The sequence below is a fragment of the Ruegeria sp. CG11 genome (assembly GCF_056537245.1).
Genome location: NZ_JBQFRE010000004.1, coordinates 76,178 through 102,343 on the forward strand (window position 1 = coordinate 76,178; position 26,166 = coordinate 102,343).

Genomic DNA, 26,166 nt, shown 5'->3' on the forward strand with positions numbered 1-26,166 from the left:
ATTGTCATTGTTTGCGCTAAAGTCCCGCAAAACCAAACGGGAGGGGCGCGGGGAATGACCTATATTCTCGCCATTGATCAGGGCACCACATCATCGCGGGCCATTTTGTTCGACGCGGAAATGCAGCGCGCAGGCACTGCGCAGCACGAATTCACCCAGCATTTCCCTCAGGAAGGCTGGGTTGAACACGATGCCGGAGAAATCTGGGAAAGCGTGTTGCGCGTCTGCCGCGAAGTGATGGAGAGCACTGACGTCACCCCAGACCAGATCGCGGGCATCGGCATCACCAACCAACGCGAAACCACCGTTGTCTGGGACCGCACCACAGGCAAGCCGATCCACAATGCCATCGTCTGGCAGGACCGCCGTACCGCCGAGATTTGCGCCCGCTACAAACAAGCCGGATGCGAGGATGATGTGACCGCCCAGACCGGTCTGCTGCTCGACCCTTATTTCTCGGGCACCAAGGTGAAATGGCTGCTGGACAACGTGCCCGGCGCCCGCGACCGCGCTGAGGCCGGAGAGCTGATGTTCGGTACCATCGACTGTTTCCTGATCTGGCGCCTGACCGAGGGGCGCAGCCACGCCACCGACGCAACCAACGCCGCGCGCACCTTGCTGTTCGACATCCACAAGGGCGAATGGAGTGCCGAGATCTGCGACCTGCTGGACGTGCCAATGAACATTCTGCCCGAGGTTCACGATTGCGCCTCGGATTTTGGAAATACGACCCTAATTGGGGGGAATATACCGATTCTGGGCGTGGCCGGGGATCAACAGGCCGCCACCATCGGGCAGGCCTGTTTCCAGCCCGGCATGATGAAATCGACCTATGGCACCGGCTGTTTTGCGCTGCTGAACACAGGGGACCAGCCGGTCGAATCGAAAAACCGCCTGCTGACGACGATTGCCTATCAATTGGACGGCAAGCGGACCTACGCGCTGGAAGGCTCGATCTTTGTTGCCGGGGCTGCCGTGCAATGGCTGCGCGACGCGTTGCAGATCATCGAGACCGCCCCCGAAAGCGGTGAGCTGGCGCAGCAGGCCGACCCGAACCAGCATGTGGTGCTGGTTCCCGCTTTCACCGGCCTCGGGGCGCCCTATTGGAAGCCTGACTGCCGCGGTGCGGTGTTTGGCCTGACCCGCAACTCGGGCCGGGCGGAATTCGCCAAGGCCACACTGGAGAGCATCGCCTACCAGACCCGCGATCTGTGGCACGCGATGCAGGGCGACTGGGGTGCGGATACTGACGTGACCCTGCGTGTGGATGGTGGCGCCAGCGCCTCGGACTGGGCGATGCAGGGGCTGTCAGACTATCTTGGGGCCGAGGTCGATCGTCCGGTCATGCAGGAAACCACCGCCCTTGGCGCGGCCTGGTTGGCAGGGATGCGGGCGGGTGTTTACCCAGATCAGCAGGGATTTGCGGAAACCTGGGCACTGGACCGCCGTTTCAAACCGGAACTATCCGCCGAGGAACGCGACGCCGCCTATGACCGCTGGAAACGCGCTGTTTCGGCGGCCATGGCGTTCTGAAACCGATGAAGGATCAGCTGTGATCCTTCATCAGCCGCTGCTTCTGACGTGACCAGTCGCGTTTGGCCTGGGTCTCACGCTTGTCGTGCAGCTTTTTACCCTTGGCGATGCCGATCTTCAGCTTCGCCCGGCCCTTGTGATTGAAATACAGAACCAGCGGCACCAGCGTCATGCCTTTGCGCTGGGTCGCGTTCCACAGATTCGCCAGCTCTTTGCGCGACACCAGCAGCTTGCGACGCCGACGTTCTTCATGCTTGAACACCTTCGCCTGCTCATAGGGGGCGATATAGCTGTTGATCAGCCACAGCTCTCCGTCATCGACCGAGGCATAGCTTTCGGCGATGTTCGACCCACCCGCACGCAGGGATTTGACCTCGGACCCCTCCAGCACGATGCCGCACTCGATATCGTCCTCGATCGCATAATCGAAGCGCGCACGCCGGTTTTCGGCGATGACTTTGTAGTTCGGGTCTGAGTTCTGCTTTTGCTTGGCCATGACGCGTTGATTTAGGCGGCTTGGGCGGCCCTTGCAAGCCGTAGCCGTCAGGTCTTGGCCGAGATGATCAGATCGGGACCAAAAATCGTGTCGGCATGGTTATGCAGATAGATTTTCAGCCATGGCGTAAACCGCGTCGGATGGCGCTGCACTTCGGCCAGCAGATCGTGGTAGTCGATCCAGCGGATATCCATCACTTCGTCCGGGTTAGGCTCGATATTCAGCGGACCGCGCACATGGGCAAGGAAGACATCGACCACCTCATGCTCGACCATGTTGTTGCCGACGTCGGCGTGGTATTCCAGCCGGTGACGGTATTCGGGATACAGGCCCGTGATTCCAAGTTCCTCGCGCAGACGGCGCACGGCGCATTCCGAGGGCGTCTCACCCCAATCGGGATGGGTGCAGCAGGTATTCGCCCACAGGCCCGGTGTGTGGTACTTGCCCATCGCCCGGCGCTGCAACAGAATCTCGGTGCCGCGGACAACAAAGACGGACACAGCCTTGTGTCTGAGGCCCTTTTCATGCGCCTCAAGCTTGTCCACGGGGGTCAATTCGCCATCAACCCAGGCCGGGATCATGATTCCCATCTGTCGTCTCCTGCTGCCGATCTGTCTAAAGGGCCAAACGTTCGAAAGTGACTAAGGCCGGATCGGCTTGGCTTTGCGCAATCATGCGGGCAAGGCATGACGGTTCGCGCAAACCCAAGGTGGCGCTGATCTATCCTGTGATCAAGCGCACGAAAGGCCGCAGGGGCTGCGGCCTTTTGTAACCTTTAACGATGTGGTGCGTCAGGCGTTATTCGCCCGAAACACTGACGATATAGGCATAGACGTCTTCGCCGCCCTTCTTCAGCTTGAAGGTCATCTTGGATTTGGCTGCGGTGTCATCCAGATAGGTTTTCAGGAACGTCTTGGGGTCTTGGGCATATTCGACAAAGGTGGCCTCATCCCAGACCAGACCGTTTTCACCGGCTGCGACGATGCTGTCACCGTATTTGAAACCTTCGACGGTGCCTGCGGTGCGGCCCGCGATGCCATAAAGGTTCGGACCGGTCTTGCCGCCTTTGACAATTGCCTCGCCATCAGGGGTGGCGATTTGGTGACAGGACTTGCATTTGTTGAAGGTTTTCTTCCCGGCCTCGGCGTCGCCTTCGGCATAAACGGGTGCGGCCAGAAGGCCGATAATTGCGGTAGCGAGGATGCGATTCATAGCTTGTGCTCCGATACAAATTGGCTGCGCCGAATGGACCGTCAGCGCAAAAAAGAGTCAACGCGCAGATTGCCGCGCGCCGGCACTGTGCCACTGCGGCATATTGGTCGTCCTTAACTTAAGTCATGTGGCGTCGACCAACAGGGCAAAAGATCGCCTTTGGCCGGTGCGGCCAGAAAAACCGCGCGCGCGATCGCCCTCGCAAGGCAGATCGAGGCCGCATGGCCGATCAGCCCCAAATCCGTTTCAGCCGCGACCGGGCGCGCGCCGGTGCTGACCCCGAACACCAGATCGCCGTCACCCGGAGTGTGGGCAGGTAGGATCGCCCGGGCAATGCCATCATGCGCCGCGACCGCCAGCCGCTGGCATTGCGGCTTCGACAGCGCAGCATCGGTGGCAACGATGGCAATGGTGGTGTTGCCCTTGTCCGGCTTTGCCAGCCCCATGGCCTGAGCCTTGAGGCTGGGCGCAGGCGAACCCAATCCGGCGCGGGAATCAGGCCCTAATCCGCCGAATTCACCGTCACATTCGAAAGGCGCGGCCCAGAAATGACGATCTCCGGACGTGGTGACGCTGCCTAATGGGTTGGCCGCTACCAGAGCGCCAACGGTGATCCCAGTGTCCAGCACCAGCGACGCTGAGCCCAGCCCGCCCTTGTGTCTGGCGGTCAGTGCCCCGGTGCCCGCGCCTGCGGTGCCCAGCGCGAAATCCTCGGCTGCACTGTCAAACGCGGCCCGACCCAGGGCGCGATACGGGTTTTCGTCCCATCCCTTGTCTCCGCCATTCAGCAGATCGAACAGGATCGCTCCAGGCACAATTGGCACCACGGTGTCGCCGACCGGATAGCCCCGGCCTTGCGTGCGCAACGCATCCGACACCCCGGAGCAGGCATCCAACCCAAAGGCCGATCCGCCGGACAAGGTTATCGCATCCACTTGCGAGACGGATTTGTCCGGGGCAAGCAGGTCGGTTTCTCGCGTGCCCGGTGCTCCGCCCATCACGTGAACCGAGGCCGCAAAAGACTGATCCGCAGTTAGAACGGTAGTGCCGGATTTCAGCGCAACGTCCTGCGCATTGCCAACCCGCAGGCCAGGGACGTCGGTGATCAGGTTCCGGGGACCGGGTGTCATGGATGCACCTCAGATACAGCGGCCACCGTCGACCTCCAAGGCTGCGCCGGTGATCATGCTGGCCTCGTCCGAACACAGGAAACAGGCCGCGTTGGCCATGTCTTCGGGGGTCGAGAATCGGCCCAGCGGGATGGTCGATAGAAACTTGGCGCGCATTTCGGGGGTGTCTTCGCCCATGAAAGATTTCAACAGCGGCGTTTCCCCGGCCACCGGGCAGATCGCGTTCACCCGCACGCCGGACGGCGCCAGCTCAACCGCCATGGTCTTGGTTGCGGTGATCATCCAGCCCTTCGAGGCGTTGTACCAGTTCAGGTTGGGGCGCGGCGACAAGCCAGCGGTCGAGGCCACGTTCAGGATTGCACCCTTTCCCCGCGCCTTCATCGCAGGCACGAATGCGCGCGCAGTCAGGTAGACGGATTTCATGTTCACGTTGAAGACGCGGTCGAAGTCATCCTCGGTGACATCCTCAAGCGGTGTCGGCACATGAGTGACACCGGCATTGTTCACCAGAATGTCCAGATGCCCGAACCGATCCTGAACGATGTCCGCCATCGCCTGCACCGAGGCCGCATCCGCCACGTCCACCAGTTGAGCAATCGCGTTGGGGCCGAGCTGGTTTGCCTGAACCTCAGCCGCGTCACCATTGACATCGGCAATCATCACACGCGCGCCTTCGGAAAGGAATTTCTGCGCGATCCCGGCACCAAAACCCGATGCGCCACCGGTGACGATTGCGGTTTTTCCCTCTAACCTCATGATCTTGCTCTCCCTTACGAGACCAGAGTAACAAGGTGCGGCGAAACTACCACATCAATCTTCCGAGACCTTGCCGCGCAGTGCCTTCACGTCCGAGCGCGCCTTTTTCGACGCCAGCCGCCGCTTGACCGAGCCATAAGTGGGTTTTGTCGCAATCCGCCGCTTGGGTTTGACCAGCGCGCGGGCGATCAGCTCGGCCAGGCGGGCACGGGCAATCTCGCGGTTGCGGGCCTGGCTGCGGGTTTCCTCGCACTGGATGATAATCGCGCCATCTTTGGTCCATCGCCGCCCGGCCAGCCGTTTCAGCCGGTTCTTGACCGGGTCCGACAACGAAGGTGAGCGCGCCGCCTCAAACCGCAGTTCAACCGCGGTCGAGACCTTGTTCACATTCTGCCCGCCGGGACCGGACGAGCGAACAAAGCTCTCGGTCATTTCCCAATCTTGTAGGGTGATATCGTCGGTAATGCGCAACATGGGGTGGACCTTATCCGGCACGGGCAGAAACAAAAAGGGCCGCCCCGGCGGGACGGCCCTTCGAAAGTATAAGGAGGTCGGGTCGGTTAGATCAATCGACCAGCCGGAGCGAACGCTCCGCCAAGGGCTGCCTTAACAGGCGATCCCCCCGGTTGTTCCGACACCTCTCTCCAATCTCTTTCTCGACACTGGATCACCTCCTTTTCTATCTGTTGCGGTTAGCTTTGAGCCTGACACAAGATGCGCCATTCTCAAAGCACTTTTTTACGCAGGCTGTGCGGTCAAGCGCGCAACGATCACTTTGAACGGGATCAAGGCGATTAGCGCCAGCGACAGTTTCACCAGCCAATCCGCGAAGGCCAGCGTCACCCACAGCGGGGTCATCGGGCCGGACAGCATGAAGGGCACGGGCTCCCACGCCCAGTTGATCGCGGCGTCCGCATTGGCACCGAAGAACGTGACCGAGGCCGAAAACGCGATGGTGAAGAACAGCGCGGTGTCCAGCGCCGATCCGATCAGGGTCGAGACCAACGGCGCGCGCCACCAGCGGCCACTACGCAGTGAATTGAACACGGTGACGTCGGTCAGCTGCGCGATCAAGAAAGCAGTGCCCGAGGCCACGGCAATCCGCAGCGGCACGGCGGCATAGGTGAACCCGTCGCCCTGCAGCATGATTTGGCTGCCGATCAACGAGCAGATGATACCAGTGACAAAACCGGCGAATACGACCTTGCGGGCCGGACCCACGCCATAGACGCGGTTCATGATGTCGGTGACCAGAAAGGCCAGCGGATAGGTGAATGCACCCCAGGTCAGCAGCCCGTCAAAGATCAGGAACTGGACCAGGATGTTTGAGGCCACAACAATGGCGGCCATGGCAAGAATGCCGGGAATAAAAGCGCGTTGCATTTTCAGATGCCCGTTTTGACAAGGTAGCGGCGACTTGGCCTCGGGCTCATCCCAAGGCAAGCCGTGCGTTTAGACCTTTGAGGGTCCCGAGTCAATCCGGCAGCAAATATTCCACCAGTTCGGTGCGTTGCAGGGCCAGAAAGTTGTCGTCCGAGATCATTGTGGCCCGCAGCCGCCCCAGATCGTCACGCCAGACCGAAAGCCCTTCAAGGTTGTCATGCGCGCCGGTGCCGCTGGTGAACAGGGTTTCTTCGTCCCCGGGCACGTCACCCGTGATCTGCCAGCGGCGCAGCCGTGTACGGAACCCGGTCAGAGACAGACTGCGCTCCAACAGGTAAAACCGTCCGTCGGGGCCGAAATCGGCCGAGACAGGATGGAACTTGCCCCGCTGTGCCAGCACAAAGGGCGTCGACCAGCCCTGCCCGTCCCAGCGATAGACGGGGATGTCGCCGTTCTGCGTGCGGCTTTTTTCGGGCAGGGTATAAAGCCGCCCGCGGCTGTCTATGGCCAGCGCCTCGAAGGATCCGTTCAGGTCCAGATCTTCAAAGGCTTGCGGGCGCGGCAATACACGCGCCTTTGCATTCGGGGCAGCATACCACGCCACGCGATGCACCGCTTCGAACGAGATGTAATAGCTGCCATCCGGCATGACCGCGATGCCCTCGGAATCCCCGGCCCCGCCCGACAAGGGCCGACCCTTGCTGGACAGAACCGGCCAGTTTCCGGTGATCCGAACCCCCGTGATCTTGTCCTCATCCCGCTTGATCGCCGCACGAACCAAAACCGCCCGGTCGCTAAGCGCGATTATCTGGCGGCCATTGTCCGAGATATGCAGGGCTGAAAACCCACCAAACCAATCGGCGCTATGCCGCCAGACAAAACTGTCCAGGTGCGTGGCCGTCTTGACCTCGACCGCCCAGACCGATCCGGCCAACAGAACAGCAATCAGTTGGATTGCAAGACGGCTGCGCATTGCTGAGGCAAATCGGCCAGAACATATTCCCGGCGTTTCTTTGGAGGTGGAGCATTCGGATCGGGCGGTGGCGGGTTGAGGATATTGCGCACCCATTGCTGCGCCTCGGCACAGCCATCACCCTTTGGCGGCGGGTCCTGATTGACACAGCCGCGCGACCCTTTGGGGCAGTTCAGGCGCACATGGAAGTGATAGTGATGCCCCCACCATGGTCTGATCTTGCGCAGGTAGGCCCGATTTCCTTTCTCATCATTGCACATCTGAACCTTGGCACCCGGAAAGACAAAGATCCGCGCTACGCGCTTGTCTTTGGCGGCCTCACGCAGCACGGCATGGTGCTGTTTCGTCCAGTTGCCGTTCACATAGGCCCCGTTGGAGCGGCGCAGGGAAATCGACGAGATATTCTCGCGCGCCTTGCGGGACAGGCGCATGTTGTCACCGGGCAGCATCCAGATATCGATGTCCAGACCCAACTGGTGAGAGCGATGGCCCGAAGTCATCGGCCCGCCCCGCGGCTGGCTGATATCGCCGATATAGAGACCATTCCACCCCGGCTGCTTGGCCGCAAACCGGCTAAGGTCCTGCACATAGTCGATCGCTTGTGGATGCCCCCAGTTGCGATTGCGCGACAGGCGCATGGCCTGCCATGTCGGCCCGGTCCCGGGCAGTTGCACCGACCCGGCAGCACATCCGCGCGAATAACTGCCGAAAGCGGCTGCCTTCTGCTGTGAACTTTGCTTCTGCGCCCCGAACAATTGCTTGGCCAAGGGTTGCGCCCCGGCCGTTCCTGCCAATGTCATCGCGGCGATTATTGCCAAAAAACGTAGTAAAATCATCTACTCTGATCCCCTTCCGGCTTGACCCAGCGCATCAGGAATAGACCCAGAATAAACAACAGAATGATTGGTGACACCCCCAGACGCGCACTTCCAGTCACGGTTGTGGCAATCCCGATCAGCAAGGGCGCGGCAAAAGCGGTGGCTCGGCCCGACAGACCGTAAAGACCAAAGCTTTCCACCGGAGCCGCGGGATCGGTATGGCGCACCATCAGCGAACGGCTGGCAGATTGCAGAATGCCCCCCATACCGCCGATCAGCACACCACAGCCGAAGAACACTATATCCGGCAGGCCCGACCCCTCAGCCAGCGGGATGCCGTAAATCTGCGTCCGGTCCATCGACACCACTGTGATGCAGACAAAGATCAGCACCCAGATCGCCACCAGAATGACCGGTTTAGGGCCGTATTTCCTGTCCATCTTACCGCCAACCCAGGCAAAGATGGCCGAGGCCAGAACGCTGACAATCCCAAACACGCCGATCTTGATCAGCCCCCATTCCAACACCAGCCGCGCATAGACGCCGCCAAAGCTGTAAAGCCCGTTCAGCGCATCCCGGTAGAACATGGACGAGCCCAGATAGGTCGCCAGACTGACCCGGTGGCGCAGATCCGAGATGGACTTGCCCAGCAGGCGCAGCGCCTCACCCAGACTGCCCGATTTAGTACTGTCCGGGTCATCGCGCACCCATAGGAAATAGGGCACCATGAACAGGACGAACCATCCGGCGGTGAAGGGGCCGACGAACCGCGTGCCCTCTTGCGTGGCGGGGTTCAGCCCGAACATCGGGTCCATCCCGATCAGGGTTTTGCCGTTGGGCTGTTCGACAAACAGCAACAACATGATCGCCAGCGAGATCAGCCCGCCGAAATAACCGAAGGCAAAGCCCGAGCCCGAAATCTCTCCGACCTCGTTGTCATCGCCCAGATCGGGCAGTTGCGAGTTGATGAAGATCAACGCGTATTCCGCACCCACAAAGCCAAGCCCAAAGGCCGACAGCATCAGCCACATGTTCGAGCCATCAGGCATCGTGAACCACAGCGCCGCCGAGCCCACCGCATACATTACCGAAAAGCCAAATATCCACGGAATGCGCCGCCCCGACACGTCGGCCATTGCCCCCAGAAGCGGCGCGCCAAAGGCGATTATCAACCCGGTGATGGTCAGGCAATTGGCCCAGACTGTCTGCGCCTGAGCGGCAGCAGCTTCCGCGTTCAGCCCTGTGTTAGAGTAGTATCCGGCCGCGACCCCGGCGAAATAGGGGCCAAAGACAAAAGTGACCAATAGGGTGTGATAGGGTTGACTGGCCCAGTCGAAAAACCACCAGCCCCAAATGCGCTTGCGCTTAGAAATCTCCGCCATGACCGCCCCTGATTATCGTTGCGTTCATAAGACGGGGCTTTGTGCCGTTTCGCAAGCGTTCTGTTGGTGCGGGCTTGCTCTTTGATGCGGGGGCGCTTAGGTCTCGTCAGACCAATATTCCGGAGGCCCTATGCTGTCGCTGATCCAAATTCTGCTGCTGATCCTGGACATTGTCTGGTTCATCATCCTGGCCCATGTGATCATGAGCTGGCTGATCAACTTTCAGGTGCTCAACCTGCATCAACAGCTGGTCGCGCAAATCTGGTACGGCCTCAACCGCATTCTGGAGCCGATCTATGGCCCGATCCGCCGCTTTCTGCCCGCGATGGGCGGGCTGGACCTGACCCCTCTGGTGGTGCTGGTAGGCGTCTATGCACTGCGGATCATCCTGATCAACAATATGGTCTATTTCGTCTGACCTCTTGTTCACCGAATCTTAGTATGTGATTGTCCTGTCTTAAGAGCAGATAAACCTTAAAACAGGGCAACCCCGCACATGTTCGACGCCGCGCCTTTGCTGCGAGATGTCTTTGGATTCGATGACTTCCGCCCCGGTCAGGAAGAGATCGTCGATGCCGTGACCGCAGGCGAAAACGTGCTGGCGATCATGCCGACCGGCGGCGGTAAATCCCTGTGTTATCAGCTACCTGCCCTGTTGCGAGACGGGGTGACGGTGGTGATTTCCCCACTGATCGCCCTGATGCGCGATCAAGTGCGCGGACTGCAGGAGGCCGGCGTTGAGGCCGGTGCACTGACCTCGGGCAACACCCCCGAAGAAACCGACGCCGTGTGGGAGGCGTTGGAGGCCGGGCGGCTGAAACTGCTTTATATGGCCCCCGAACGGTTGGCTGCCGGGTCGGCGTTGGGAATGCTGCGCCGGATCAATGTCAGCCTGATCGCCGTGGACGAGGCCCATTGCGTCAGCCAATGGGGCCATGATTTCCGCCCCGACTACCTGCGGATCGGAGAGTTGCGGCGCGCCCTGAATGTGCCGCTGGCGGCCTTCACCGCTACGGCGGACGCAGAAACGCAGGATGAGATCGTCGAAAAGCTGTTCGACGGCACCACGCCGCGCAAATTCCTGCGTGGCTTTGACCGGCCCAATATCCATCTGGCCTTTGCCGCCAAGGATGGGCCGCGCAAACAGATCCTGGATTTTGCCGCCGCCCGCAAAGGGCAATCCGGCATCGTCTATTGCGGTACCCGCAACAAGACCGAGGTACTGGCCCAGGCCCTGCGCGATGAAGGTCATACCGCCTGCCACTATCACGGCGGGATGGAAGCCGAAGATCGCCGCATCGTCGAGACCCGTTTCGCGCGCGAGGACGGGTTGATCGTTGTCGCCACCGTCGCTTTTGGCATGGGCATCGACAAACCCGATATCCGCTGGGTCGCCCATGCGGACCTGCCCAAATCCATCGAGGCCTACTATCAGGAGATCGGCCGCGCAGGCCGAGACGGCGGGCCGGCCGAAACGCTGACCCTGTTCGGCCCCGATGACATTCGCCTGCGCCGCTCTCAAGTCGACGAAGGGCTGGCCCCGCCCGAACGGCGCATGGCCGACCACGCCCGCCTAAACGCTCTGCTGGGGCTGGCCGAAGCGCTGGTGTGCCGCCGCCAGACTTTGCTGGGCTATTTCGGAGAACAGGCAAAGCCCTGCGGCAAATGCGATCTGTGCGACACCCCGCCCGAGGTGTTCGACGGCACCACCCCAGTTCGTATGGCCCTGTCCGCGATCCTGCGCACCGAGGAATGGTTCGGCGCGGGTCATCTGATCGACATTCTGCTAGGCAACGAAACCGACAAAATCCGTGCCCGCCGTCATGACAACCTGTCCACCTGGGGCGTCGGCAAGGACTGGTCGCGCCCGCAATGGCAGGCGATCTTCCGGCAGATGATGGGTCACGATCTGGTGCGCCCGGACCCCGAACGCCACGGCGCTCTGCGCATGACCGAGCCTGCCAAGCCGATCCTGAAAGGCGAAGCACAGATCAACCTGCGCAAGGATACGATCCGCAAGGCCACCCGCCGCCCCGCTGTCAAAATGATGGTGTCCGAAGAAGACGCTCCGCTTCTGAGCGCCCTCAAAGCCAAACGCCGCGCATTAGCGGAATCCGCGCGCGTGCCAGCCTATGTCATCTTCCCCGACCGCACCCTGATCGAGATGGCCGAAAACCGCCCCGCAACACTGGATGACATGGCCCGCATCGGGGGTGTCGGTGCCAAGAAACTGGAACGCTATGGCGATACGTTTCTTGAGGTGATCGCCGGTGCAGTCGAATCCGTCCACCCCGCCCGCCGCAAACTGGCCGGGCGCGATCAGGGCGAAATATACGACCGGCTGCTTGAGGTGCAATCGCAACTGTCGCGCGGCCCCGACGGGATCGACAAGCCGCTGACTTGCTCGGCCTCGCAACTGGCCAAGGTTGCGCAGTTGCGGCCCGACGATCCACGCGGTTTGGAACAGGTTCTGGGCGACCGCCGTCACGAAAGGTTTGGCGCCGCGTTTCTGGACGTGTTGCAACAGGCGGGCTAGATACCCTGGAACAGGCAAGGAACGAGGGCAGATATGCTGGTAGTGATTTCCCCGGCCAAGCGGCTGGACTGGGCAGAGCGGGACATTGAGGTCACTCAGCCAGACTTTCAGGACGACGCGATCCGGCTGTCGAAAACCGCCCGCAACCTGACTCTGGGCGATCTCAAGAAACTGATGGACCTGAGCGATGATCTGGCCCGCCTGAACCGCGATCGGTATCGCGCCTTTTCCGATGCGCCGGAAGCAGACATAACCCGCCCCGCCGCGCTGGCCTTTGCAGGCGACACCTATCAGGGGCTAGAAGCGGCCTCGCTGGACGTCGAGGAGATGGCCAGGGCGCAGGATCATCTGCGCATTTTGTCCGGCCTTTATGGTGTGCTGCGCCCGCTGGACGCGATTCAGGCCTATCGGCTTGAGATGGGCAGTAAACTGAAAACCCGCCGCGGCAAGAACTTGTATGAATACTGGCGCGATCAGCTGAGCAAGGCTCTGAACACGCAGGGGGATCAGATCGGCTCGGATGTGCTGGTGAACTGCGCCAGTCAGGAATATTTCGGCGCGGTCGACCCCAAGGCGCTGAAACTGCGGGTGATCACACCGGTCTTCATGGAGGACAAAGCGGGCACCCCCAAGATCGTCAGCTTCTTTGCCAAGAAGGCCCGAGGCGCGATGGCGCGCTACATTATCCAGCACCGCCTGACCGATCCCAAAGGCCTGCTGGATTTCGACACCGGTGGCTATGAATACCGCCCCGGCCTGTCAGAGGAAGACAAACCCGTCTTTGTACGCCCCTATCAGGCCTGATCCAGCATCGACGGGTCAAAGGCGACCAGTTCGACCGTATTGCCCTCGGGGTCTTCGGTGAAAATACCACGCCATCCGATCCAGCCGAACTGTTCGACGCGGTAGGGCTGGTCGATTTCGTCGTACCATCGCATCACGGCCTCTTGTTCGTCGAAGGGCAGGGAAAGCGCGATGTGGTGCAGCGACGATCCGGCCCCGGTTGCGGGTCTGTCGGCACCGCTGGGATGCAGCCCGGGTCGCGGCGCGGCCGTGTGGTGAAACAGGGCCAGCACCTGCGTGTGGCCACCGAACCCTTCGGCGATGCGAAAGAATGTGATGGCGCTGTTGTGATCTCCAGTCAGGCGTTTCAGCCCGATCACGTTCTCATAAAACGCGACCATCGCGCCCATATCGGCGCAGCGAATGGCAATCTCACCCAATCCACGGAGCTGAAATCCACGGTCTGACATGAGATCACGCTAGCTGGCGGTGGCGTCTTCGGCAATGACGGGCAAGGCCTCTTCGGGCTGGTGATCCAGAATCATCTGGTGAATTTTCCGTTTTTGCAGCGGCTTGGTCAGATAATGATCCAGCCCCGCCGAGAGAATCCCCTGATCATCCCCGGCCATGGCATGTGCGGTCAGAGCGACAATCGGCACATGCTGCCCTGTTTCGATCTCACGCCGCCGGATTTCTGCCGTGGCCTGTTTGCCATCCATTTTGGGCATCGAGATATCCATGAAAATCAGATCCGGGTCGAAGTCCCGATGCTTGTCCACCGCCTCGACCCCGTTGCCCGCGAATTGCAGGTCGATATTCAGGTCCTTGACCATCTTTTGCAGGATCAACTGATTGGTCCGGTTGTCCTCGGCCGCCAGCACGCGCATCTGCCGCTGGCGTTCGCTGGGCTGCACAGGCGGGGGTTCCGGCACCTCCGGTTCCGGCGCGGCAGAGGCCCGCCCCAGCGTAGTCAGGCGCGAATACAGCTCGGCCCGAGGGATGGGTTTCTGCAACACCCCCTCGATCAGGTGACGGGCTGGGTTGGCGTGGATGACGCCCGGATTGGCCGACATCACCACCACCGGCAGATCACCCCAGCCCCTATCCTTGAGCGTGGTCGCCAGTTCCAGCCCGTCCATATCCGGCAGGTCATGATCGCACAGCAGCAGATCGACGCTGTCATCGACGGCGGCCAACGCCTCACCCCCCGAGGCGCAGACGGTGACCCGAGACCCCAGCCGTCCCAGCTGTTTCGAAAGAATGGCGCGGTTCACGGCCAGATCCTCGACCACAATCACATGGCGCAGACGATCCGCCAGATCGGGCGGCAAGGGTTGCGGCCCTTCGACTGTGGGCAGCGAGACCCGGAACCCAAAACACGACCCCTGCTCCGGTTCGCTTTCGACCCAGACAGTTCCGCCCATTAGCGCCACCAGACGTTTGGTGATGGCCAGCCCCAGCCCGGTGCCCTCAAACTCGCGGTTTTTCTCGTCTTCGACTTGATTGAACTCACCAAAGATATGCCCGATCTTGTCGGCCTCGATCCCGATGCCTGTATCCTCGATCGCCACATGGATATCGCAAGTGTTAGTCTCTGAATTTGGCACCCCGGTCACGCGGATCAACACGTGTCCCTCATTGGTAAACTTGACCGCGTTGCCCACCAAATTGGTCAGCACTTGCCGCACGCGACCGGGATCGCCCACAAACAGGGTCGGCAGGAACAGGTCATAATCTACCAGCAGCGACAGACCCTTGTCGCGCACGCTAGGCTGCAACAGCATCGCAACCTCAAGGATGCAGCGTTCGAAATCGAACTGTTCGGGATGCAGGATCAGCTTGTCGGCTTCGATCTTCGAGTAATCCAGCACGTCGTTGATGATCGCCAGCAACGCCTCGCCCGAGTTGCGGATAGTGTTGAGATACAGCCGCTGTTCCTCGTCCAGCGGAGTTTCCGACATCAACTCCGTCATCCCGACGATACCGTTCATCGGCGTCCTGATTTCATGGCTCATGTTGGCGAGAAAAGCGGATTTGGCCCGGTTCGCGGCCTCGGCCCGTTCACGGGCGGTGTTCAGTTCTGCCTCATGCCGGACCGAAGAGGTGATATTCAGGCCCAGACTGACCATGTCACCGCCATTGCCCCTTTGGTCGATCATCTTGAAATACTCGCCATTCCACAGCTTGACCACCACCGGCTCAGGATGCGGTTGCACCCAGCGCTCCAGCATTCTGGCCTGCCAGACTGCCGCCTTTTCCGCCCCGGTGTCGATCAGCCCCTCATCGGTCAGAATCTCAAGGATACGCGCGTATGTGATGCCGGGCTCTACCTCATCCAGCCCGTCAAACAGGCTGAGGTAAGTCGCGTTGGCCCCAATCAGGCGGTTTTGATGGTCAAAGAAAGCAAAAGCGTCCTGTATGGTCTGCATCGAATGCCACAGCCGGCGCTCGGCCACTTCGATCTTGGCATTGGCCTCGGTCAGGTCGGATTTGACCTTTTCATTCTCATCCCGGACGGTTTCAACCTCGGCCTGGGTTTCGCCGATGCGCTTGGTCAGGGCCATCGCGTGTAGGCCCAGTTTGCGATTGGCCGCCGAAAGTTCGGCCTGTTTCATCGCCAGTAGACGCTCGGCCGCCAGCCGCGCGCGCCGTTCCTGTGCCAGTTTGTTTGCAAGACTCATCTTTGGTGATCCCGGACCGTTGCGAAACCAGCATCCGGGCAGAGCGTGAAAAAGTGTTTAAGCCGTTGCCGGACCCGCGCGCCTCGTGTCAGAGTTTCGAAAACCAGAGGTCCACCATGCGAATTATTCTCTCAACCTCAACGCTTTGTTTTCTTGCCTCAATCGCATCGGCGACCGATTGCGCCACTGATGCGCAGGTGGATCAATACGTGCAGGACTATCTGGCCAACACGCCCACGCTCGCCCTGTCTGCGAAGGGCAGTATGGAGGACGCGTTGTGCACCCAAGCCAAGATTATCGCCGCATTAGAGCCGCATATGGGTCCGGTCATCGGCTACAAGGCAGGCCTGACCAGCGCCCCGGCGCAGGAGCGTTTCGGCGCGTCCGAACCGGTTCAGGGCGTCCTGTTCCGCGACATGATGCTGGAGGACGGAGCGACAGTGCCGATCACATGGGGCGCCCGCCCCGTATTCGAGGCTGATCTGGTTCTGGTCGTCGGTGACGCGGGCATCAATCAGGCCACGACGCCCGAAGAGGTCATGGCTCACATCTCGGCCATCCGCCCCTTCATCGAACTGCCCGACTTGACCCTGGCCGAGGGCGAACCGATCACGCCGGTAACCCTGACCGCAATCGCGGTTGCGCCGAAACTGGGCGTGTTAGGGTCTGAAATTCCGGTTTCCGATCCTGCGGCAATGACGCAGGCGCTGGCGGAAATGACCGTCACGCTCAGCGCGGCGGATGGAGTGGTTCTGGCACAAGCCCCCGGTACCGCGGTTCTGGGGCACCCGACGAACGCGGCCCTGTGGCTGATGTCCAAAGGAATCGCGTTTCAGCCCGGCGACCTGATCTCGGTCGGATCCTTCGGGCCGCTTGTGCCGCCGACAAAGGGCAAGGGCGGGGCAACGGCCACCTATACCGGGTTGCCTGGTGACCCGACGGTCAGCGTGGTGTTCGAATAATCAGCGCCGCCCTTCGCGCAACCAGCCAGCAAGCAGGAACCCTCCGGCCAGGACCAATACCAGCCACGGCGGCAGCAACCCGGCCTGTGTGACGTCGCGCGTCTCATAGGCGTTGCGCGGGGTCAGACCGATCCAACCGCGCCCCGAGGCCGGACGCCCGGCACGCACATTGCGGATCGACGGCAATCCGTCCTCCAACCGCATCGCGCCGCCGCGTAACTCGTCCAGCACAGGTTCCAGAAACTCACTGGTGGCAATGGTGCGCTCGAATTCCTTCGGCGCGGCGGGACCGAGACCGATCACTGCCATCTGCTCACCTTCCTGCAGGCGGTAGAGACCGATCTCGGGGCCGTAATACAGCGCCTCGAACCGGCCCGGAGACACTTCGTCCAGTGTAATCTCAAGCGTTTCGCCGTTGGGGCGGGTGATGGTCACTGGCCCAACCTCATCCTCCAACGTCTGGCGGATGATGCGCATGACCTGCCCGTTGGCCTCGGCCCAGAGGGCTTCTTCCTCCAGCTCGGGTTCTTTCATCATCCAATGCGCCAGACGGCGCAGCAGTTCCAGTTGCGGGCCGCCACCTTCGAACCCTCGGCTCCACAGCCAGGCGTGGTCCGAGGCCAGCAGCGCCACGCGCCCTTCGCCCACACGGTCCAACACCAGCAGCGGGCGGTCATCCACGCCGGTCATCAACAGCTCACCGGTGCGGTGGTTCACGTCGATCTGGCGCAGCCACGCGCCCCAATCCTCGGAATCGCCCAGATTGGTGGTCACCGGGTGACGATGGCCGAGATCGGTAACCATGGGCACAAAGCGTTCCTCAATTACCCGCGCGGTCGGCTGCGCTGGCAGAATCGGGGCCAGAGGTGAGCGGAAGATGCTGTCAGCACTGGCGAAATCCGGCCCGGCAGCAATCAGAACCGCGCCACCTTCCTTGATATAGTTGGTGACGTTGTCCAGATAGATTGCAGGCAGGATGCCGCGGCGCTTGTAGCGGTCAAAGATGATCAGGTCGAAATCGTTGATCTTTTCCAGAAACAGCTCGCGCGTCGGGAAGGCGATCAGCGAGAGTTCGTCCACCGGCACGCCATCCTGTTTCTCGGGCGGGCGCAAGATGGTGAAATGCACCAGATCGACCGAGCTGTCAGATTTCAGCAGATTGCGCCATGTCCGCCCGCCGGGATGCGGTTCGCCCGAGACCAGCAGCACCCGCAGCCGGTCGCGCACGCCGTTCATCTGGATCAGCGCGGTGTTGTTGCGGTCGGTCAGTTCGCCCTCGGCCTGCGGCACGGTGAACTGGATGACGTTGCGGCCGCCATGGGGCAGCGTGATCGGCAGTTCGACATCAATGCCGATGGGGATATTCAACCGCTCGGGCTCGGCCCCATCGACCGAGAGCTCAAGCGGCGCGGTCGCTGTGCCCGCGGGCGCGGCCCCGCTGTCTTCGATCCGTAGGGTCAAGGTCACGGGTTCACCGATAATGGCAAAGGCGGGGGCGTTGCGGACGATCAGGCGGCGATCCCAGTCGCTGTCGCGCCCGGTTTGCAGCAGGTGCAACGGCGCGGGGAGGTCCGGGGCCTGGTCGACGTCATGCACGATGCCATCCGACACCACCAGGATACCGGCGATCCGGGCGCGCGGTTCCTCGGCCAGCGCCTCGTTCAGCGCGGCCATCACATGCGTGCCTTCGTCACCGTTACCATCACCCACCCTGATCCGGCGCAGTTCGGTATTGTCGCGGGATTCGATCTCGACGGCCAGTTCTTCAGCCGCCTGCGCGGTCTGCTCGGCCCGGTCCGAAAGGGTCTGGCTGGCGCTTTCATCCTCGATCATCAGCACGATGTCGGTCAGCGGCGCGCGGTCTTCGACCTGATAGACCGGCCCCGCCAGCGCAGCGATCACCACCAAGGCCGCCAGCCCGCGCAAGGCCCAGCCGGACAAGCCGCGCCACAGGGCCAGAATGACACCCGCCACCGCAATCGCGGCAACGATAGCCAGAACCGGCCACGGGATCAGCGGATCGAATATGACGGTTCCGGTCATTGTCCCAACCTGTCCAAAAGTGCAGGCACGTGGACCTGATCGGATTTGTAATTCCCGGTCAGCACATGCATCACCAGATTGACGCCAAAGCGATTTGCCAGCTCGCGCTGACGTTCACCCGCGTAACCACGCCCCACCGGCAGCAGCGCCTGCCCGTTGCGGTCCACCGCCCAGGCCGAGGCCCAGTCATTTCCACCAATCACCACCGGGGTCACATTGTCATTGAGATTGCGGAAGGGCATCCCTTCGATCTGTTCCGCATCCAACGGAGCGGCCTCGACCCAGACCTCAGTGCCCGCGTAACGGCCCGGGAAATCCTGCAGCAGATAGAACGCACGCGTCAGCACGTGGTCGCGGGGAACAGGCTCTAACGAAGGAATATTCAGCGGCCCGGCCAGTTGTTGCAGCTTGCGACCATTTGGGCTGGCAGCGCCGAACCGAGCCACATCCGCATCCCGCGTGTCGAACAGGATCATGCCGCCCGAGCGCAGATAGGCGTTGAGCTTGGCATAGGCCTCAACCGAGGGCTGCGGCTGATCCGGTGTGATCGGCCAGTAGAGCAGCGGGAAAAAGGCCAGCTCATCACGCTCCAGATCAACACCGATGGGTTCGATCGGCTCCACCGAAGTACGATAGAACAGCGTTTGCGACAGGCCGCGCATCCCCGCGCCTGCCACATCGTCGACCTGGGCGTTGCCGGTCAGCACATGGGCCAGCACCAGTTCCTGTGTGGCGTTCAGGGCGAACTCGGTCTCTTCCGGTGTCTGCGCCTGCGCCTCGGGCACCAGCAGCACCGCACCCAGCGCAACCGCTGCCGCTTTGGCCAGACCCAGGCGGCCCGACAAGGCCAGCGAGGCGATCACGTCCACGGTCAGCAGAAGCAGCGCAAGGCTGAGCAGGATGCCCCCGATCGGCGTCTCATTGGTCACCTCCTGCCCCTTGATCGGCACATCCGAGGGCCAGGTCACCGGAGACAGCAATGCGTCCTCCGGCAGGACATTCAATGCCAGCTTTTGCTTGCCACTTTCATAGAGGCCAGGCTGCAAGTCCGGGCCGATAGTTCCCGAAACCAACTCGGTGCCTTCCACCCCGGCAAGATTACCTGCATCCGACAAGGTTCCAAAGCCATCCATGACCTGGATCGGCTCCCACGTAGTGCCCTGCAACTGAGCCTCCTGCCGAGATTTGGCCGCTGAAGCCACGGCCAAACGATCCAACATCTCAACAAACAGGCCGGACAGCGGCAGGCTGGACCATTCCGCATCTGCGGTGACGTGGAACAGCACCACCTGCCCTAGGCCCAGCGCTTTGCGCGTGACCAGAGGCGTGCCGTCCGACAGCGATGCAATCACACGATCCGCCAGATTAGGGTCCGGTTGTGCCATGACCTGCGTGGTGACCGTGACATCATCCGGCACCTGCAAACCGTAGAAAGGTGAGTTTTCCGGGAAAGGTGCCAGCCCCTTGGCCTCACCCCAGCTCATCGCGCCGCCGACCGATCGGCCACCGCTGCGCAGGCGAACGGGCAGTAGCGTATCCTCGGCGTCTCGGCCCATATCGCTGGCGGCCATGCGCGGCCCGGCAAAACGCAACAGCAACCCGCCCTGTTCCACCCATTTGACCAACGCGGCCTGTTCGCCTTCGGACAGTTTCGCCACATCGGCCAGAACGATCACATCCGGGTTGGCGGGCAGAACCTCAAGCAACCCGCCTTCGACGAACTCCGCCGTGGGTTTCAGAACCTGCGTCAGGTAATGCAACGGCGAAAGCAGCTCCAGCCCCTCGCGGTTCAGGGTTCCGGCGATCAGGGCGACCTCGCGCCGGCGCAGGCTGTCATCGGTCAGCGTCACCGCCCCAGCGGAACGCTGGCCCTGAATCTCGAACCGGGTGATCCGGGCGCGCAGTTCGGACGGCAGAGCCAGATCCACCTGCGCCAGGGTTTCTCCGCTGGGGAATTCCATCTCGGCCGATTGCAGAATACGCATCGCACCCGCCGGATCGCGGCCCTGCGCCAGCACGGTAATGCGGTCAGCGGGCCCCGGCACCGCGCGTTGGGCGGTCAACTGGATCACACCATCCTGATAGGCAGCAGGCAAAATCGCAACCACGGGTGCCGCGGATTGATACACCGTCACCGCGCCCCGCGCCTGAACCGCCACCAGAACCCGGTCATGGCCGTCATAGGCCAGACGGTCGCTGAACCAATGGGTATCAAACCCTCCGTCCAGTTGACCCAGCGCGGCCAGCGCCTGATCGATCTGAGTTTCTGTCGGTTGCCACGGGGTTGGCGTCAGGCCCGGCAGGCGTCCGCGCCATGCCTCGGCCGCCTGAAACACCGGCACTTCGGGTTCGGTCAGGCGCAGGATGGCCACGGTGCGCCCCGCCCGCCCGGCCTCGGACAGTTGCACGTCGATCTGATCCAGCGTCGAAGACCACCGCGTTGCCCCCGCCCAACTGGCATCCAGCACCAGCAAGAGCGGCCCCGTCCCGGTCTCATCCCTCGAGGGGTTCAGAACCGGACCGGCCAGCCCGATGATGATCGCCGCCGCAGCCAGCATCCGCAGCAGCATCAGCCACCACGGGGTGCGGTCCGAGACGCTTTCGTCATCCTTCAGTCCCAGCAGCAACGTCACCGCCGGGAACAGACGGCGGATCGGGGCGGGCGGCACCGCGCGCAGGATCAGCCACAGGATCGGCAGAGTCAGCAGACCCAGCAGCACCCACGGGGCGGTAAAGCCGATGCCCGCCAGAACCGTCATCGCGTTCCCCCATCCAAGGCCCGATAGAGCCACAACAAAGCCGCTTGCGCGCTGTCACCGGTATGGTGCAGGCCCAGCTGCCAGCCCGTCGCACGACACAGTTGCGTCAGCGCATCTTTGCGTTTCGCAAGGCGCTCCAGATAGCGGTCGCGTAGGTCCCCAGCCTTGAGCGTTTCATGCCGGACCGAACCGCCGACGCTTTCAAAGATCGTCCGACCGCGATAGGGGAAGGTTTCTTCGCCCGGATCAAGAACCTGCAGCAAAACGCCCCGCACCCCACGGTCGGCGGCTTTGGTCAGGGCCAGTTCGACCTCATCCAAAGGGCCAAGAAAATCGGATATGAACACGGCGCGGGCATGTGGGATCATCGCGCGGTGTTCTGGCGGGGTATAATCTGAGGCGGAATCCTCGGACCACGCTTGTGCCAGACGGATGACCTGCGCATTGCCGCGCCGGGGTGGCAAGGTGGTGCCGGTCAGGCCGACCCGCTCGCCGCCGCGCACCAGCAGGATCGCCGTGGACAGGCCCAGCAGCCGCGCGCGGTCGGCTTTGGTGGGCAGAGACTTGTCGGACGCAAACCGCATCGACGCCCCCTGATCCACCCAAAGCATCACCGATTGCGCAATCTGCCATTCGCGTTCGCGTACAAACTGCTGATCCCCGCGCGCCGAGCGCCTGTGGTCGATCATCCGCCGGCTGTCACCGATCTGCGCCGGGCGGTATTGCCAGAAATCGTCACCAAGCCCCGAGCGTCTGCGCCCATGATCGCCCAGCAGCACGGTGCCGGCCAGATGTTCGGCCCGCGCCAAAAGGGGCGGCAGCCGGGACGCCTCGGCCTCTGATCTTTCGCGAAGGGTCAGCGCGGCATTCACGCCGCAGCCTCGGTGCGGACCAGCCCGGCAGCGGTCGAGTCGATCAGGTCGGCCAGACTGTCACCGCGCGCCCGTGCCGCGAAGTTCAGCGCCATCCGGTGGCTGAGCACCGGGCGGGCCATATCCAGCACGTCCTCGGCATTGGGCGCCAGCCGGCCTTGCAGCATGGCCCGTGCCCGCACCGTCATCATCAGCGCCTGCGCTGCGCGGGGGCCGGGACCCCATGCGACCGTTTCGGCCACACGTTCGGAGACACCCGCCTCTTCGGGACGGAAGGCGCGCACCAGATCGAGGATCAGCTCTACAACTGACTCCCCCACCGGCATCCGGCGCAACAGAACCTGCGCGGCCAGCAATTCCTCTTTGGTGAAAATCTCGTGCGCGTCATCTTCTTCGACGCCCGTGGTCGCCAGCAGAATATCGCGCTCGGTCTCACGATCCGGGTAGTCCACGTCGATCTGCACCAGAAAGCGGTCCAATTGCGCCTCGGGCAGCGGATAGGTGCCTTCCTGTTCGATCGGGTTTTGCGTGGCCAGAACGTGGAAGGGCTCACCCAGTGACCGGTCCTCCCCCGCCACGGTCACGGTACGTTCCTGCATCGCCTGCAACAGCGCCGATTGCGTCCTTGGGCTGGCGCGGTTGATCTCATCCGCCATCAGCAGCTGACAGAAGATCGGACCGGAAATGAACCGGAAATGGCGGCTGCCGTCATCGGCTGTGTCCAGAACCTCGGATCCGAGAATATCGGCGGGCATCAGGTCGGGCGTGAACTGGATACGGTTGCCATGCAGACCCATCACGGTCGACAACGTCTCGACCAGTCGCGTCTTGCCCAAACCCGGCAGACCGATCAACAATGCGTGACCCCCACACAGCAACGCGGTCAAGGTCAGATCCACGACCCTTTCCTGCCCGATAAAGCGGCGGGTGATCGAGGATTTGGCCTCTTGCAGCTTGTTTTCCAGCGCTTCGATCTCGGACACGAGGTCGGCAGGTTCGGTCATGACTTTCCCTTCCGTGGACTATTATGATTGAAGTGTATCGCGCTGAGAGGAAATGGCAAAAGCAATGAGCGGACAAAAACCTGTGACACCTTCACCTGATGGCCTGGCTGCATCAGTCAAAGCGGCCAAAACCAAGGGATTGCCCCCCGTTCACCTGTGGAATCCTCCGTTTTGCGGCGATCTGGACATCCGGATCGCAAAAGATGGTACTTGGAGTTATTTAGGCTCGCCCATCAACCGGTTCGAGCTTGTGAAGCTTTTTTCCTCAATTCTTAAGAAAGAAGACGGGAAATACTATCTGGTGACTCCGGTCGAAAAGGTGGGAATCACCGTCGAGGATGCCTCCTTTGTGGCCGTCGATTTCGAGATCGAGGGCGAAGGTGAGGCGCAAAACCTGAGCTTCACCACCCATGTCGGCGACACAGCGGTGGCCGGGCCGGACCATCCGATCCGCATTGTCATCGATCCCGAAACAGGTGAGCCATCACCCTACATATTGGTTCGCGCGAACCTTGAGGCACGGATCGACCGCAAGAGCTTCTATCGCCTCGTGGACATCGCCGAACACAGTGGCGACTGGTTCGGTGTCTGGTCCGGGGGGCAGTTTTTCCCCCTGATCAAGTCAGACGACCTGCCCGATTAAGCGGGGTTCGCGACCTTCCGGTCCTGCGCCAGCACCACCGCCACCGCTACGATTCCCGCGCCCAGCGCGCGGGTCCAGTTCCACTCTTCCCCCAGCACCAGCATGATCAACATCACGTAAAACGGCGCGATGTTGATGTGGAACGAGGCCAGCGCCACGCCCAGCCGCCCGACGGATGAGATGAACAGAACCTGGCTCACGCCCATCGCCACCAGCGCGTAGATCCCCAGCATTCCGATCTGCTGAACGTCGATCGGCGCGGTCGGCATGACTTCCATCCCCATTTGGCCTGCAATAAAGAACAGCAATAGCGCCGAAACCAGCGCGCCCGTAAAGGTAATGGTGCTGCGCCCGGTCTGGCTGAGCTCGGGAAAATCGCGTGCTGTCGCCATGCACGCCCAGCAGAACAAGCCGGTGGACACGATGGCGCAAGCCGCCCCCAGCCCCAGTTGTGCCGGCGCCACAGCGCTGGTGGCGATCACGCCACCAATGATGGAAACGATCACGCCCAGGGCAAAGTTCCACCGCAACCGCCGTGTTCCGGTCGCCAGCTCAATCAGCGTCGCGAACAACGGCGCGCAGGATGCGATGATCGCCACAGTCACCGGATCGGTCATCTTTTGCGCCAGGATGAGCAGGAACATCCCCGCCCCCAGCATCGCGCCAACAAACAGCGCATATCCCCAGCGCGCCCGTAACACGCGGTCCGACCCGTCGATCAGGAACCATATCGGCAGCATGACCGCCACCGCCACCGCCAGCCGTGCGGCAAACAACGCGACCGGAGGCCAGCTCTGCAGCAACACCTCAGCCGCCGGGAACCCGGCCGCCCATGTCAGCATCGAGGCAACCGCCAAGCCGTTGCCGGACAAGGCGGAATTGCCGCCACCAGACACAGAGAGAGTGTTCCCGCGCGCGGGGTCAGGGCTCATTGCCATGGGGTTCATACCTTCTGTTGGCACGGCGCCGTTGAAATGATTCGCCGTATTATTCGGAACGTCCCTGATTCGCGCGGAGCGTTCTGGCCGATTTTCGACAATCTGTCGTTTTTGATCCTCTTTCGCTGAAAACGCCTCGCCGCTAATCTCCGCGCAGAAACTGACCGAGACCGCCCATGCCCAGATTTGCCGCCAATATTTCCCTGCTCTTTGCCGAGCTTCCCTATCTTGAGCGTTTTCAAGCAGCAGCCGAGGCCGGGTTCAAAGCGGTCGAGATTCTGTTCCCCTATGAGCTGGCCGCCAAGGAAACCCGCCGCGCGCTGCTGTCCAACGGCTTGGAATTGGTGCTGATCAACGCGCCGCCGCCCAATTACACCGGGGGTGAGCCCGGCTATGCCGCCATTCCGGGCGGCGAGGCGCGGTTCCAGTCCGATATCCGCCGCGTGCTGCGCTATGCCGATATCCTGAAGCCGGGGCTGATCCACATCATGTCCGGCTATGCCTCCGGGCCGGATGCGTTGGAGAGATTCGTGCGCAACCTACAATGGGCCGCTGAATTCGCCCCGCAGCAGCAGTTCACGATCGAGCCGCTTAACCCGGTGTCGCAGCCCGGCTACTTCCTGAACGACTATGAATTGGCGGCACAGGTATTGGACCGGGTGGACCGCCCGAATGTCGGCCTGCAATTTGACAGTTTCCACGCCCATATGATCCACGGCAATGCGCAGGCGATCTGGGATCGTTTTCACCCTCGGGTCGCCCACGCCCAGATCGGTGCGGCCCCGGATCGCAGCGAACCGGGACTTGGGCCAACAGATTTTGGTCGCCTGTTCACCGCGATGGATGCCGCAGGCTATTCCGGCTGGGTCAGCGCCGAATACACACCCTCAACGCCTCGAACCCCCGACAGTCTTGGCTGGATGCAGGTCTAGCTCTGGCCTTTTGACGGAAAATGCAGCACATCTGGGGCATCTCGACCCTCAGGATACCCAAAATGATTTCTGCCCGTTATTCCCGTGCCTTGTTCAGCCTGATCATGTCCGGCCTGATGTCCTGCATCGTGACCGGCATTGCGACCGTGAAAGCCATAGGATTTGGCGTCAACACCGTCAGCGACTGGATGGCGTCCTGGGCCTTCAGCTGGCCCATCGCCTTCACCGTCATCCTGCTGTTTGGCCCCTCGGTGCAACGGCTGATCAACCGCTTGGTCAGGCCGCAGGACTGACCCGCTGCGAAGAGGGCCCGTCGGGCCTGATGAGCAG

At 61.8% G+C, this 26,166-nt stretch carries 25 protein-coding genes; 8 read left to right on the forward strand and 17 right to left on the reverse strand.

Annotated elements, in window-relative coordinates; genetic code table 11:
• The first annotated feature begins 54 nt into the window (after positions 1–54).
• Positions 55–1,533 carry a glycerol kinase GlpK gene (glpK, locus tag ACR0KW_RS11685; protein WP_480805145.1) on the forward strand — a complete coding sequence of 493 codons (1,479 nt, stop codon included), beginning with the start codon at positions 55–57 and terminating at the stop codon, positions 1,531–1,533.
• Between the two features lie 13 nt (positions 1,534–1,546).
• On the opposite strand, the gene smpB is transcribed toward glpK, so the two are convergent.
• From smpB to ACR0KW_RS11735, 10 genes are all read right to left on the reverse strand, one after another.
• Positions 1,547–2,029 carry an SsrA-binding protein SmpB gene (gene smpB / locus ACR0KW_RS11690; RefSeq protein ID WP_170326303.1) on the reverse strand — a complete coding sequence of 161 codons (483 nt, stop codon included), beginning with the start codon at positions 2,027–2,029 and terminating at the stop codon, positions 1,547–1,549.
• A gap of 47 nt (positions 2,030–2,076) precedes the next feature.
• Positions 2,077–2,619 carry an isopentenyl-diphosphate Delta-isomerase gene (idi, locus tag ACR0KW_RS11695; RefSeq protein ID WP_170326302.1) on the reverse strand — a complete coding sequence of 181 codons (543 nt, stop codon included), beginning with the start codon at positions 2,617–2,619 and terminating at the stop codon, positions 2,077–2,079.
• A gap of 208 nt (positions 2,620–2,827) precedes the next feature.
• Positions 2,828–3,241 carry a c-type cytochrome gene (locus ACR0KW_RS11700; protein ID WP_170326301.1) on the reverse strand — a complete coding sequence of 138 codons (414 nt, stop codon included), beginning with the start codon at positions 3,239–3,241 and terminating at the stop codon, positions 2,828–2,830.
• A 113-nt stretch (positions 3,242–3,354) separates the two neighbouring features.
• Complete coding sequence (locus ACR0KW_RS11705; RefSeq protein ID WP_480805146.1) at positions 3,355–4,371, reverse strand: P1 family peptidase; 1,017 nt, start codon at positions 4,369–4,371, stop codon at positions 3,355–3,357.
• 9 nt (positions 4,372–4,380) lie between these two features.
• Complete coding sequence (locus ACR0KW_RS11710; RefSeq protein ID WP_170326299.1) at positions 4,381–5,127, reverse strand: SDR family oxidoreductase; 747 nt, start codon at positions 5,125–5,127, stop codon at positions 4,381–4,383.
• A gap of 54 nt (positions 5,128–5,181) precedes the next feature.
• Positions 5,182–5,601: an alternative ribosome rescue aminoacyl-tRNA hydrolase ArfB gene (gene arfB, locus ACR0KW_RS11715; RefSeq protein ID WP_480805147.1), complete on the reverse strand. Its 420-nt coding sequence runs from the start codon at positions 5,599–5,601 to the stop codon at positions 5,182–5,184.
• A gap of 264 nt (positions 5,602–5,865) precedes the next feature.
• Positions 5,866–6,510, reverse strand: a complete 645-nt coding sequence (locus tag ACR0KW_RS11720) for a queuosine precursor transporter (RefSeq protein ID WP_480805148.1) — start codon at positions 6,508–6,510, stop codon at positions 5,866–5,868.
• Positions 6,511–6,601: 91 nt separating this feature from the next.
• The gene (locus ACR0KW_RS11725) at positions 6,602–7,483 is read right to left on the reverse strand and encodes an esterase-like activity of phytase family protein (RefSeq protein WP_480805149.1); all 882 of its coding nucleotides are present in this window, start codon (positions 7,481–7,483) and stop codon (positions 6,602–6,604) included.
• Positions 7,456–8,319, reverse strand: a complete 864-nt coding sequence (gene mepA / locus ACR0KW_RS11730) for a penicillin-insensitive murein endopeptidase (RefSeq protein WP_480805150.1) — start codon at positions 8,317–8,319, stop codon at positions 7,456–7,458. The genes ACR0KW_RS11725 and mepA overlap by 28 nt, the downstream gene beginning before the upstream one ends.
• Complete coding sequence (locus tag ACR0KW_RS11735; protein ID WP_480805151.1) at positions 8,316–9,683, reverse strand: MFS transporter; 1,368 nt, start codon at positions 9,681–9,683, stop codon at positions 8,316–8,318. Before ACR0KW_RS11735 ends, mepA begins: the two co-directional genes overlap by 4 nt.
• A 130-nt stretch (positions 9,684–9,813) precedes the next feature.
• Here ACR0KW_RS11735 and ACR0KW_RS11740 point away from each other — a divergent pair, with 130 nt between their 5' ends.
• The 3 genes from ACR0KW_RS11740 to yaaA all read left to right on the forward strand — a co-directional run bounded on the left by ACR0KW_RS11740 (position 9,814) and on the right by yaaA (position 13,023).
• Positions 9,814–10,101: a YggT family protein gene (locus ACR0KW_RS11740; RefSeq protein ID WP_170329719.1), complete on the forward strand. Its 288-nt coding sequence runs from the start codon at positions 9,814–9,816 to the stop codon at positions 10,099–10,101.
• A 78-nt stretch (positions 10,102–10,179) separates the two neighbouring features.
• Entirely contained in the window at positions 10,180–12,219 is a 2,040-nt protein-coding gene (recQ, locus tag ACR0KW_RS11745; RefSeq protein ID WP_480805152.1) for a DNA helicase RecQ, read from the forward strand.
• Between the two features lie 33 nt (positions 12,220–12,252).
• Positions 12,253–13,023 (forward strand): peroxide stress protein YaaA, encoded by a 771-nt coding sequence (gene yaaA, locus ACR0KW_RS11750; protein ID WP_480805153.1) that lies wholly within the window; start codon positions 12,253–12,255, stop codon positions 13,021–13,023.
• Here yaaA and ACR0KW_RS11755 read toward each other — a convergent pair.
• Positions 13,014–13,472: a VOC family protein gene (locus ACR0KW_RS11755; RefSeq protein WP_480805154.1), complete on the reverse strand. Its 459-nt coding sequence runs from the start codon at positions 13,470–13,472 to the stop codon at positions 13,014–13,016. The genes yaaA and ACR0KW_RS11755 overlap by 10 nt on opposite strands.
• 9 nt (positions 13,473–13,481) lie before the next feature.
• The gene (locus tag ACR0KW_RS11760) at positions 13,482–15,683 is read right to left on the reverse strand and encodes a response regulator (RefSeq protein ID WP_480805155.1); all 2,202 of its coding nucleotides are present in this window, start codon (positions 15,681–15,683) and stop codon (positions 13,482–13,484) included.
• Between the two features lie 116 nt (positions 15,684–15,799).
• On the opposite strand from ACR0KW_RS11760, the gene ACR0KW_RS11765 reads away from it, so the two are divergent.
• Positions 15,800–16,645: a 2-keto-4-pentenoate hydratase gene (locus ACR0KW_RS11765; RefSeq protein WP_480805156.1), complete on the forward strand. Its 846-nt coding sequence runs from the start codon at positions 15,800–15,802 to the stop codon at positions 16,643–16,645.
• Here the strand turns inward: ACR0KW_RS11765 and ACR0KW_RS11770 are convergent, their stop codons facing one another.
• Genes ACR0KW_RS11770 through ACR0KW_RS11785 form a run of 4 tightly spaced genes read right to left on the reverse strand, consistent with a single transcriptional unit; the run spans position 16,646 to position 23,323 of the window.
• Positions 16,646–18,688, reverse strand: a complete 2,043-nt coding sequence (locus ACR0KW_RS11770) for a hypothetical protein (RefSeq protein ID WP_480805157.1) — start codon at positions 18,686–18,688, stop codon at positions 16,646–16,648. It abuts the gene before it with no gap.
• The gene (locus ACR0KW_RS11775; RefSeq protein ID WP_480805158.1) at positions 18,685–21,447 is read right to left on the reverse strand and encodes a DUF4159 domain-containing protein; all 2,763 of its coding nucleotides are present in this window, start codon (positions 21,445–21,447) and stop codon (positions 18,685–18,687) included. The genes ACR0KW_RS11770 and ACR0KW_RS11775 overlap by 4 nt, the downstream gene beginning before the upstream one ends.
• Positions 21,444–22,319 carry a DUF58 domain-containing protein gene (locus ACR0KW_RS11780; RefSeq protein WP_170326285.1) on the reverse strand — a complete coding sequence of 292 codons (876 nt, stop codon included), beginning with the start codon at positions 22,317–22,319 and terminating at the stop codon, positions 21,444–21,446. The genes ACR0KW_RS11775 and ACR0KW_RS11780 overlap by 4 nt, the downstream gene beginning before the upstream one ends.
• A complete protein-coding gene (locus ACR0KW_RS11785; RefSeq protein ID WP_480805159.1) occupies positions 22,316–23,323 on the reverse strand; it encodes an AAA family ATPase in 1,008 nt (335 codons plus the stop codon). Before ACR0KW_RS11785 ends, ACR0KW_RS11780 begins: the two co-directional genes overlap by 4 nt.
• 64 nt (positions 23,324–23,387) lie before the next feature.
• Here ACR0KW_RS11785 and ACR0KW_RS11790 point away from each other — a divergent pair, with 64 nt between their 5' ends.
• Positions 23,388–23,966, forward strand: coding sequence for a DUF1285 domain-containing protein (locus ACR0KW_RS11790; protein WP_480805160.1), 579 nt, complete (start codon positions 23,388–23,390; stop codon positions 23,964–23,966).
• On the opposite strand, the gene ACR0KW_RS11795 is transcribed toward ACR0KW_RS11790, so the two are convergent.
• Positions 23,963–24,898, reverse strand: a complete 936-nt coding sequence (locus ACR0KW_RS11795) for a DMT family transporter (protein ID WP_480805161.1) — start codon at positions 24,896–24,898, stop codon at positions 23,963–23,965. The genes ACR0KW_RS11790 and ACR0KW_RS11795 overlap by 4 nt on opposite strands.
• Before the next feature lie 182 nt (positions 24,899–25,080).
• Between ACR0KW_RS11795 and ACR0KW_RS11800 the strand changes: the two genes are divergently transcribed.
• Together ACR0KW_RS11800 and ACR0KW_RS11805 are read left to right on the forward strand one after the other, a co-directional pair.
• Positions 25,081–25,836, forward strand: coding sequence for a hydroxypyruvate isomerase family protein (locus ACR0KW_RS11800; RefSeq protein ID WP_480805162.1), 756 nt, complete (start codon positions 25,081–25,083; stop codon positions 25,834–25,836).
• 62 nt (positions 25,837–25,898) lie between these two features.
• Positions 25,899–26,129, forward strand: a complete 231-nt coding sequence (locus tag ACR0KW_RS11805; RefSeq protein ID WP_480805163.1) for a DUF2798 domain-containing protein — start codon at positions 25,899–25,901, stop codon at positions 26,127–26,129.
• The last annotated feature ends 37 nt before the right edge of the window (positions 26,130–26,166 follow it).

Bases quoted from the DNA above. Each gene is read 5' to 3' on its own strand.
- ACR0KW_RS11740 (WP_170329719.1), top strand. From the start codon at position 9,814: ATGCTGTCGCTGATCCAAATTCTGCTGCTGATCCTGGACATTGTCTGG.
- recQ (WP_480805152.1), top strand. From the start codon at position 10,180: ATGTTCGACGCCGCGCCTTTGCTGCGAGATGTCTTTGGATTCGATGAC.
- ACR0KW_RS11705 (WP_480805146.1), bottom strand. From the start codon at position 4,371: ATGACACCCGGTCCCCGGAACCTGATCACCGACGTCCCTGGCCTGCGG.
- ACR0KW_RS11710 (WP_170326299.1), bottom strand. From the start codon at position 5,127: ATGAGGTTAGAGGGAAAAACCGCAATCGTCACCGGTGGCGCATCGGGT.
- ACR0KW_RS11735 (WP_480805151.1), bottom strand. From the start codon at position 9,683: ATGGCGGAGATTTCTAAGCGCAAGCGCATTTGGGGCTGGTGGTTTTTC.
- ACR0KW_RS11805 (WP_480805163.1), top strand. From the start codon at position 25,899: ATGATTTCTGCCCGTTATTCCCGTGCCTTGTTCAGCCTGATCATGTCC.
- ACR0KW_RS11725 (WP_480805149.1), bottom strand. From the start codon at position 7,483: ATGCGCAGCCGTCTTGCAATCCAACTGATTGCTGTTCTGTTGGCCGGA.
- ACR0KW_RS11720 (WP_480805148.1), bottom strand. From the start codon at position 6,510: ATGCAACGCGCTTTTATTCCCGGCATTCTTGCCATGGCCGCCATTGTT.
- idi (WP_170326302.1), bottom strand. From the start codon at position 2,619: ATGGGAATCATGATCCCGGCCTGGGTTGATGGCGAATTGACCCCCGTG.
- mepA (WP_480805150.1), bottom strand. From the start codon at position 8,319: ATGATTTTACTACGTTTTTTGGCAATAATCGCCGCGATGACATTGGCA.
- ACR0KW_RS11795 (WP_480805161.1), bottom strand. From the start codon at position 24,898: ATGAGCCCTGACCCCGCGCGCGGGAACACTCTCTCTGTGTCTGGTGGC.
- ACR0KW_RS11755 (WP_480805154.1), bottom strand. From the start codon at position 13,472: ATGTCAGACCGTGGATTTCAGCTCCGTGGATTGGGTGAGATTGCCATT.
- ACR0KW_RS11775 (WP_480805158.1), bottom strand. From the start codon at position 21,447: ATGACGGTTCTGGCGGGCATCGGCTTTACCGCCCCGTGGGTGCTGCTG.
- ACR0KW_RS11765 (WP_480805156.1), top strand. From the start codon at position 15,800: ATGCGAATTATTCTCTCAACCTCAACGCTTTGTTTTCTTGCCTCAATC.
- ACR0KW_RS11790 (WP_480805160.1), top strand. From the start codon at position 23,388: ATGAGCGGACAAAAACCTGTGACACCTTCACCTGATGGCCTGGCTGCA.
- glpK (WP_480805145.1), top strand. From the start codon at position 55: ATGACCTATATTCTCGCCATTGATCAGGGCACCACATCATCGCGGGCC.
- ACR0KW_RS11770 (WP_480805157.1), bottom strand. From the start codon at position 18,688: ATGACCGGAACCGTCATATTCGATCCGCTGATCCCGTGGCCGGTTCTG.
- yaaA (WP_480805153.1), top strand. From the start codon at position 12,253: ATGCTGGTAGTGATTTCCCCGGCCAAGCGGCTGGACTGGGCAGAGCGG.
- arfB (WP_480805147.1), bottom strand. From the start codon at position 5,601: ATGTTGCGCATTACCGACGATATCACCCTACAAGATTGGGAAATGACC.
- ACR0KW_RS11700 (WP_170326301.1), bottom strand. From the start codon at position 3,241: ATGAATCGCATCCTCGCTACCGCAATTATCGGCCTTCTGGCCGCACCC.
- smpB (WP_170326303.1), bottom strand. From the start codon at position 2,029: ATGGCCAAGCAAAAGCAGAACTCAGACCCGAACTACAAAGTCATCGCC.
- ACR0KW_RS11785 (WP_480805159.1), bottom strand. From the start codon at position 23,323: ATGACCGAACCTGCCGACCTCGTGTCCGAGATCGAAGCGCTGGAAAAC.
- ACR0KW_RS11760 (WP_480805155.1), bottom strand. From the start codon at position 15,683: ATGAGTCTTGCAAACAAACTGGCACAGGAACGGCGCGCGCGGCTGGCG.
- ACR0KW_RS11800 (WP_480805162.1), top strand. From the start codon at position 25,081: ATGCCCAGATTTGCCGCCAATATTTCCCTGCTCTTTGCCGAGCTTCCC.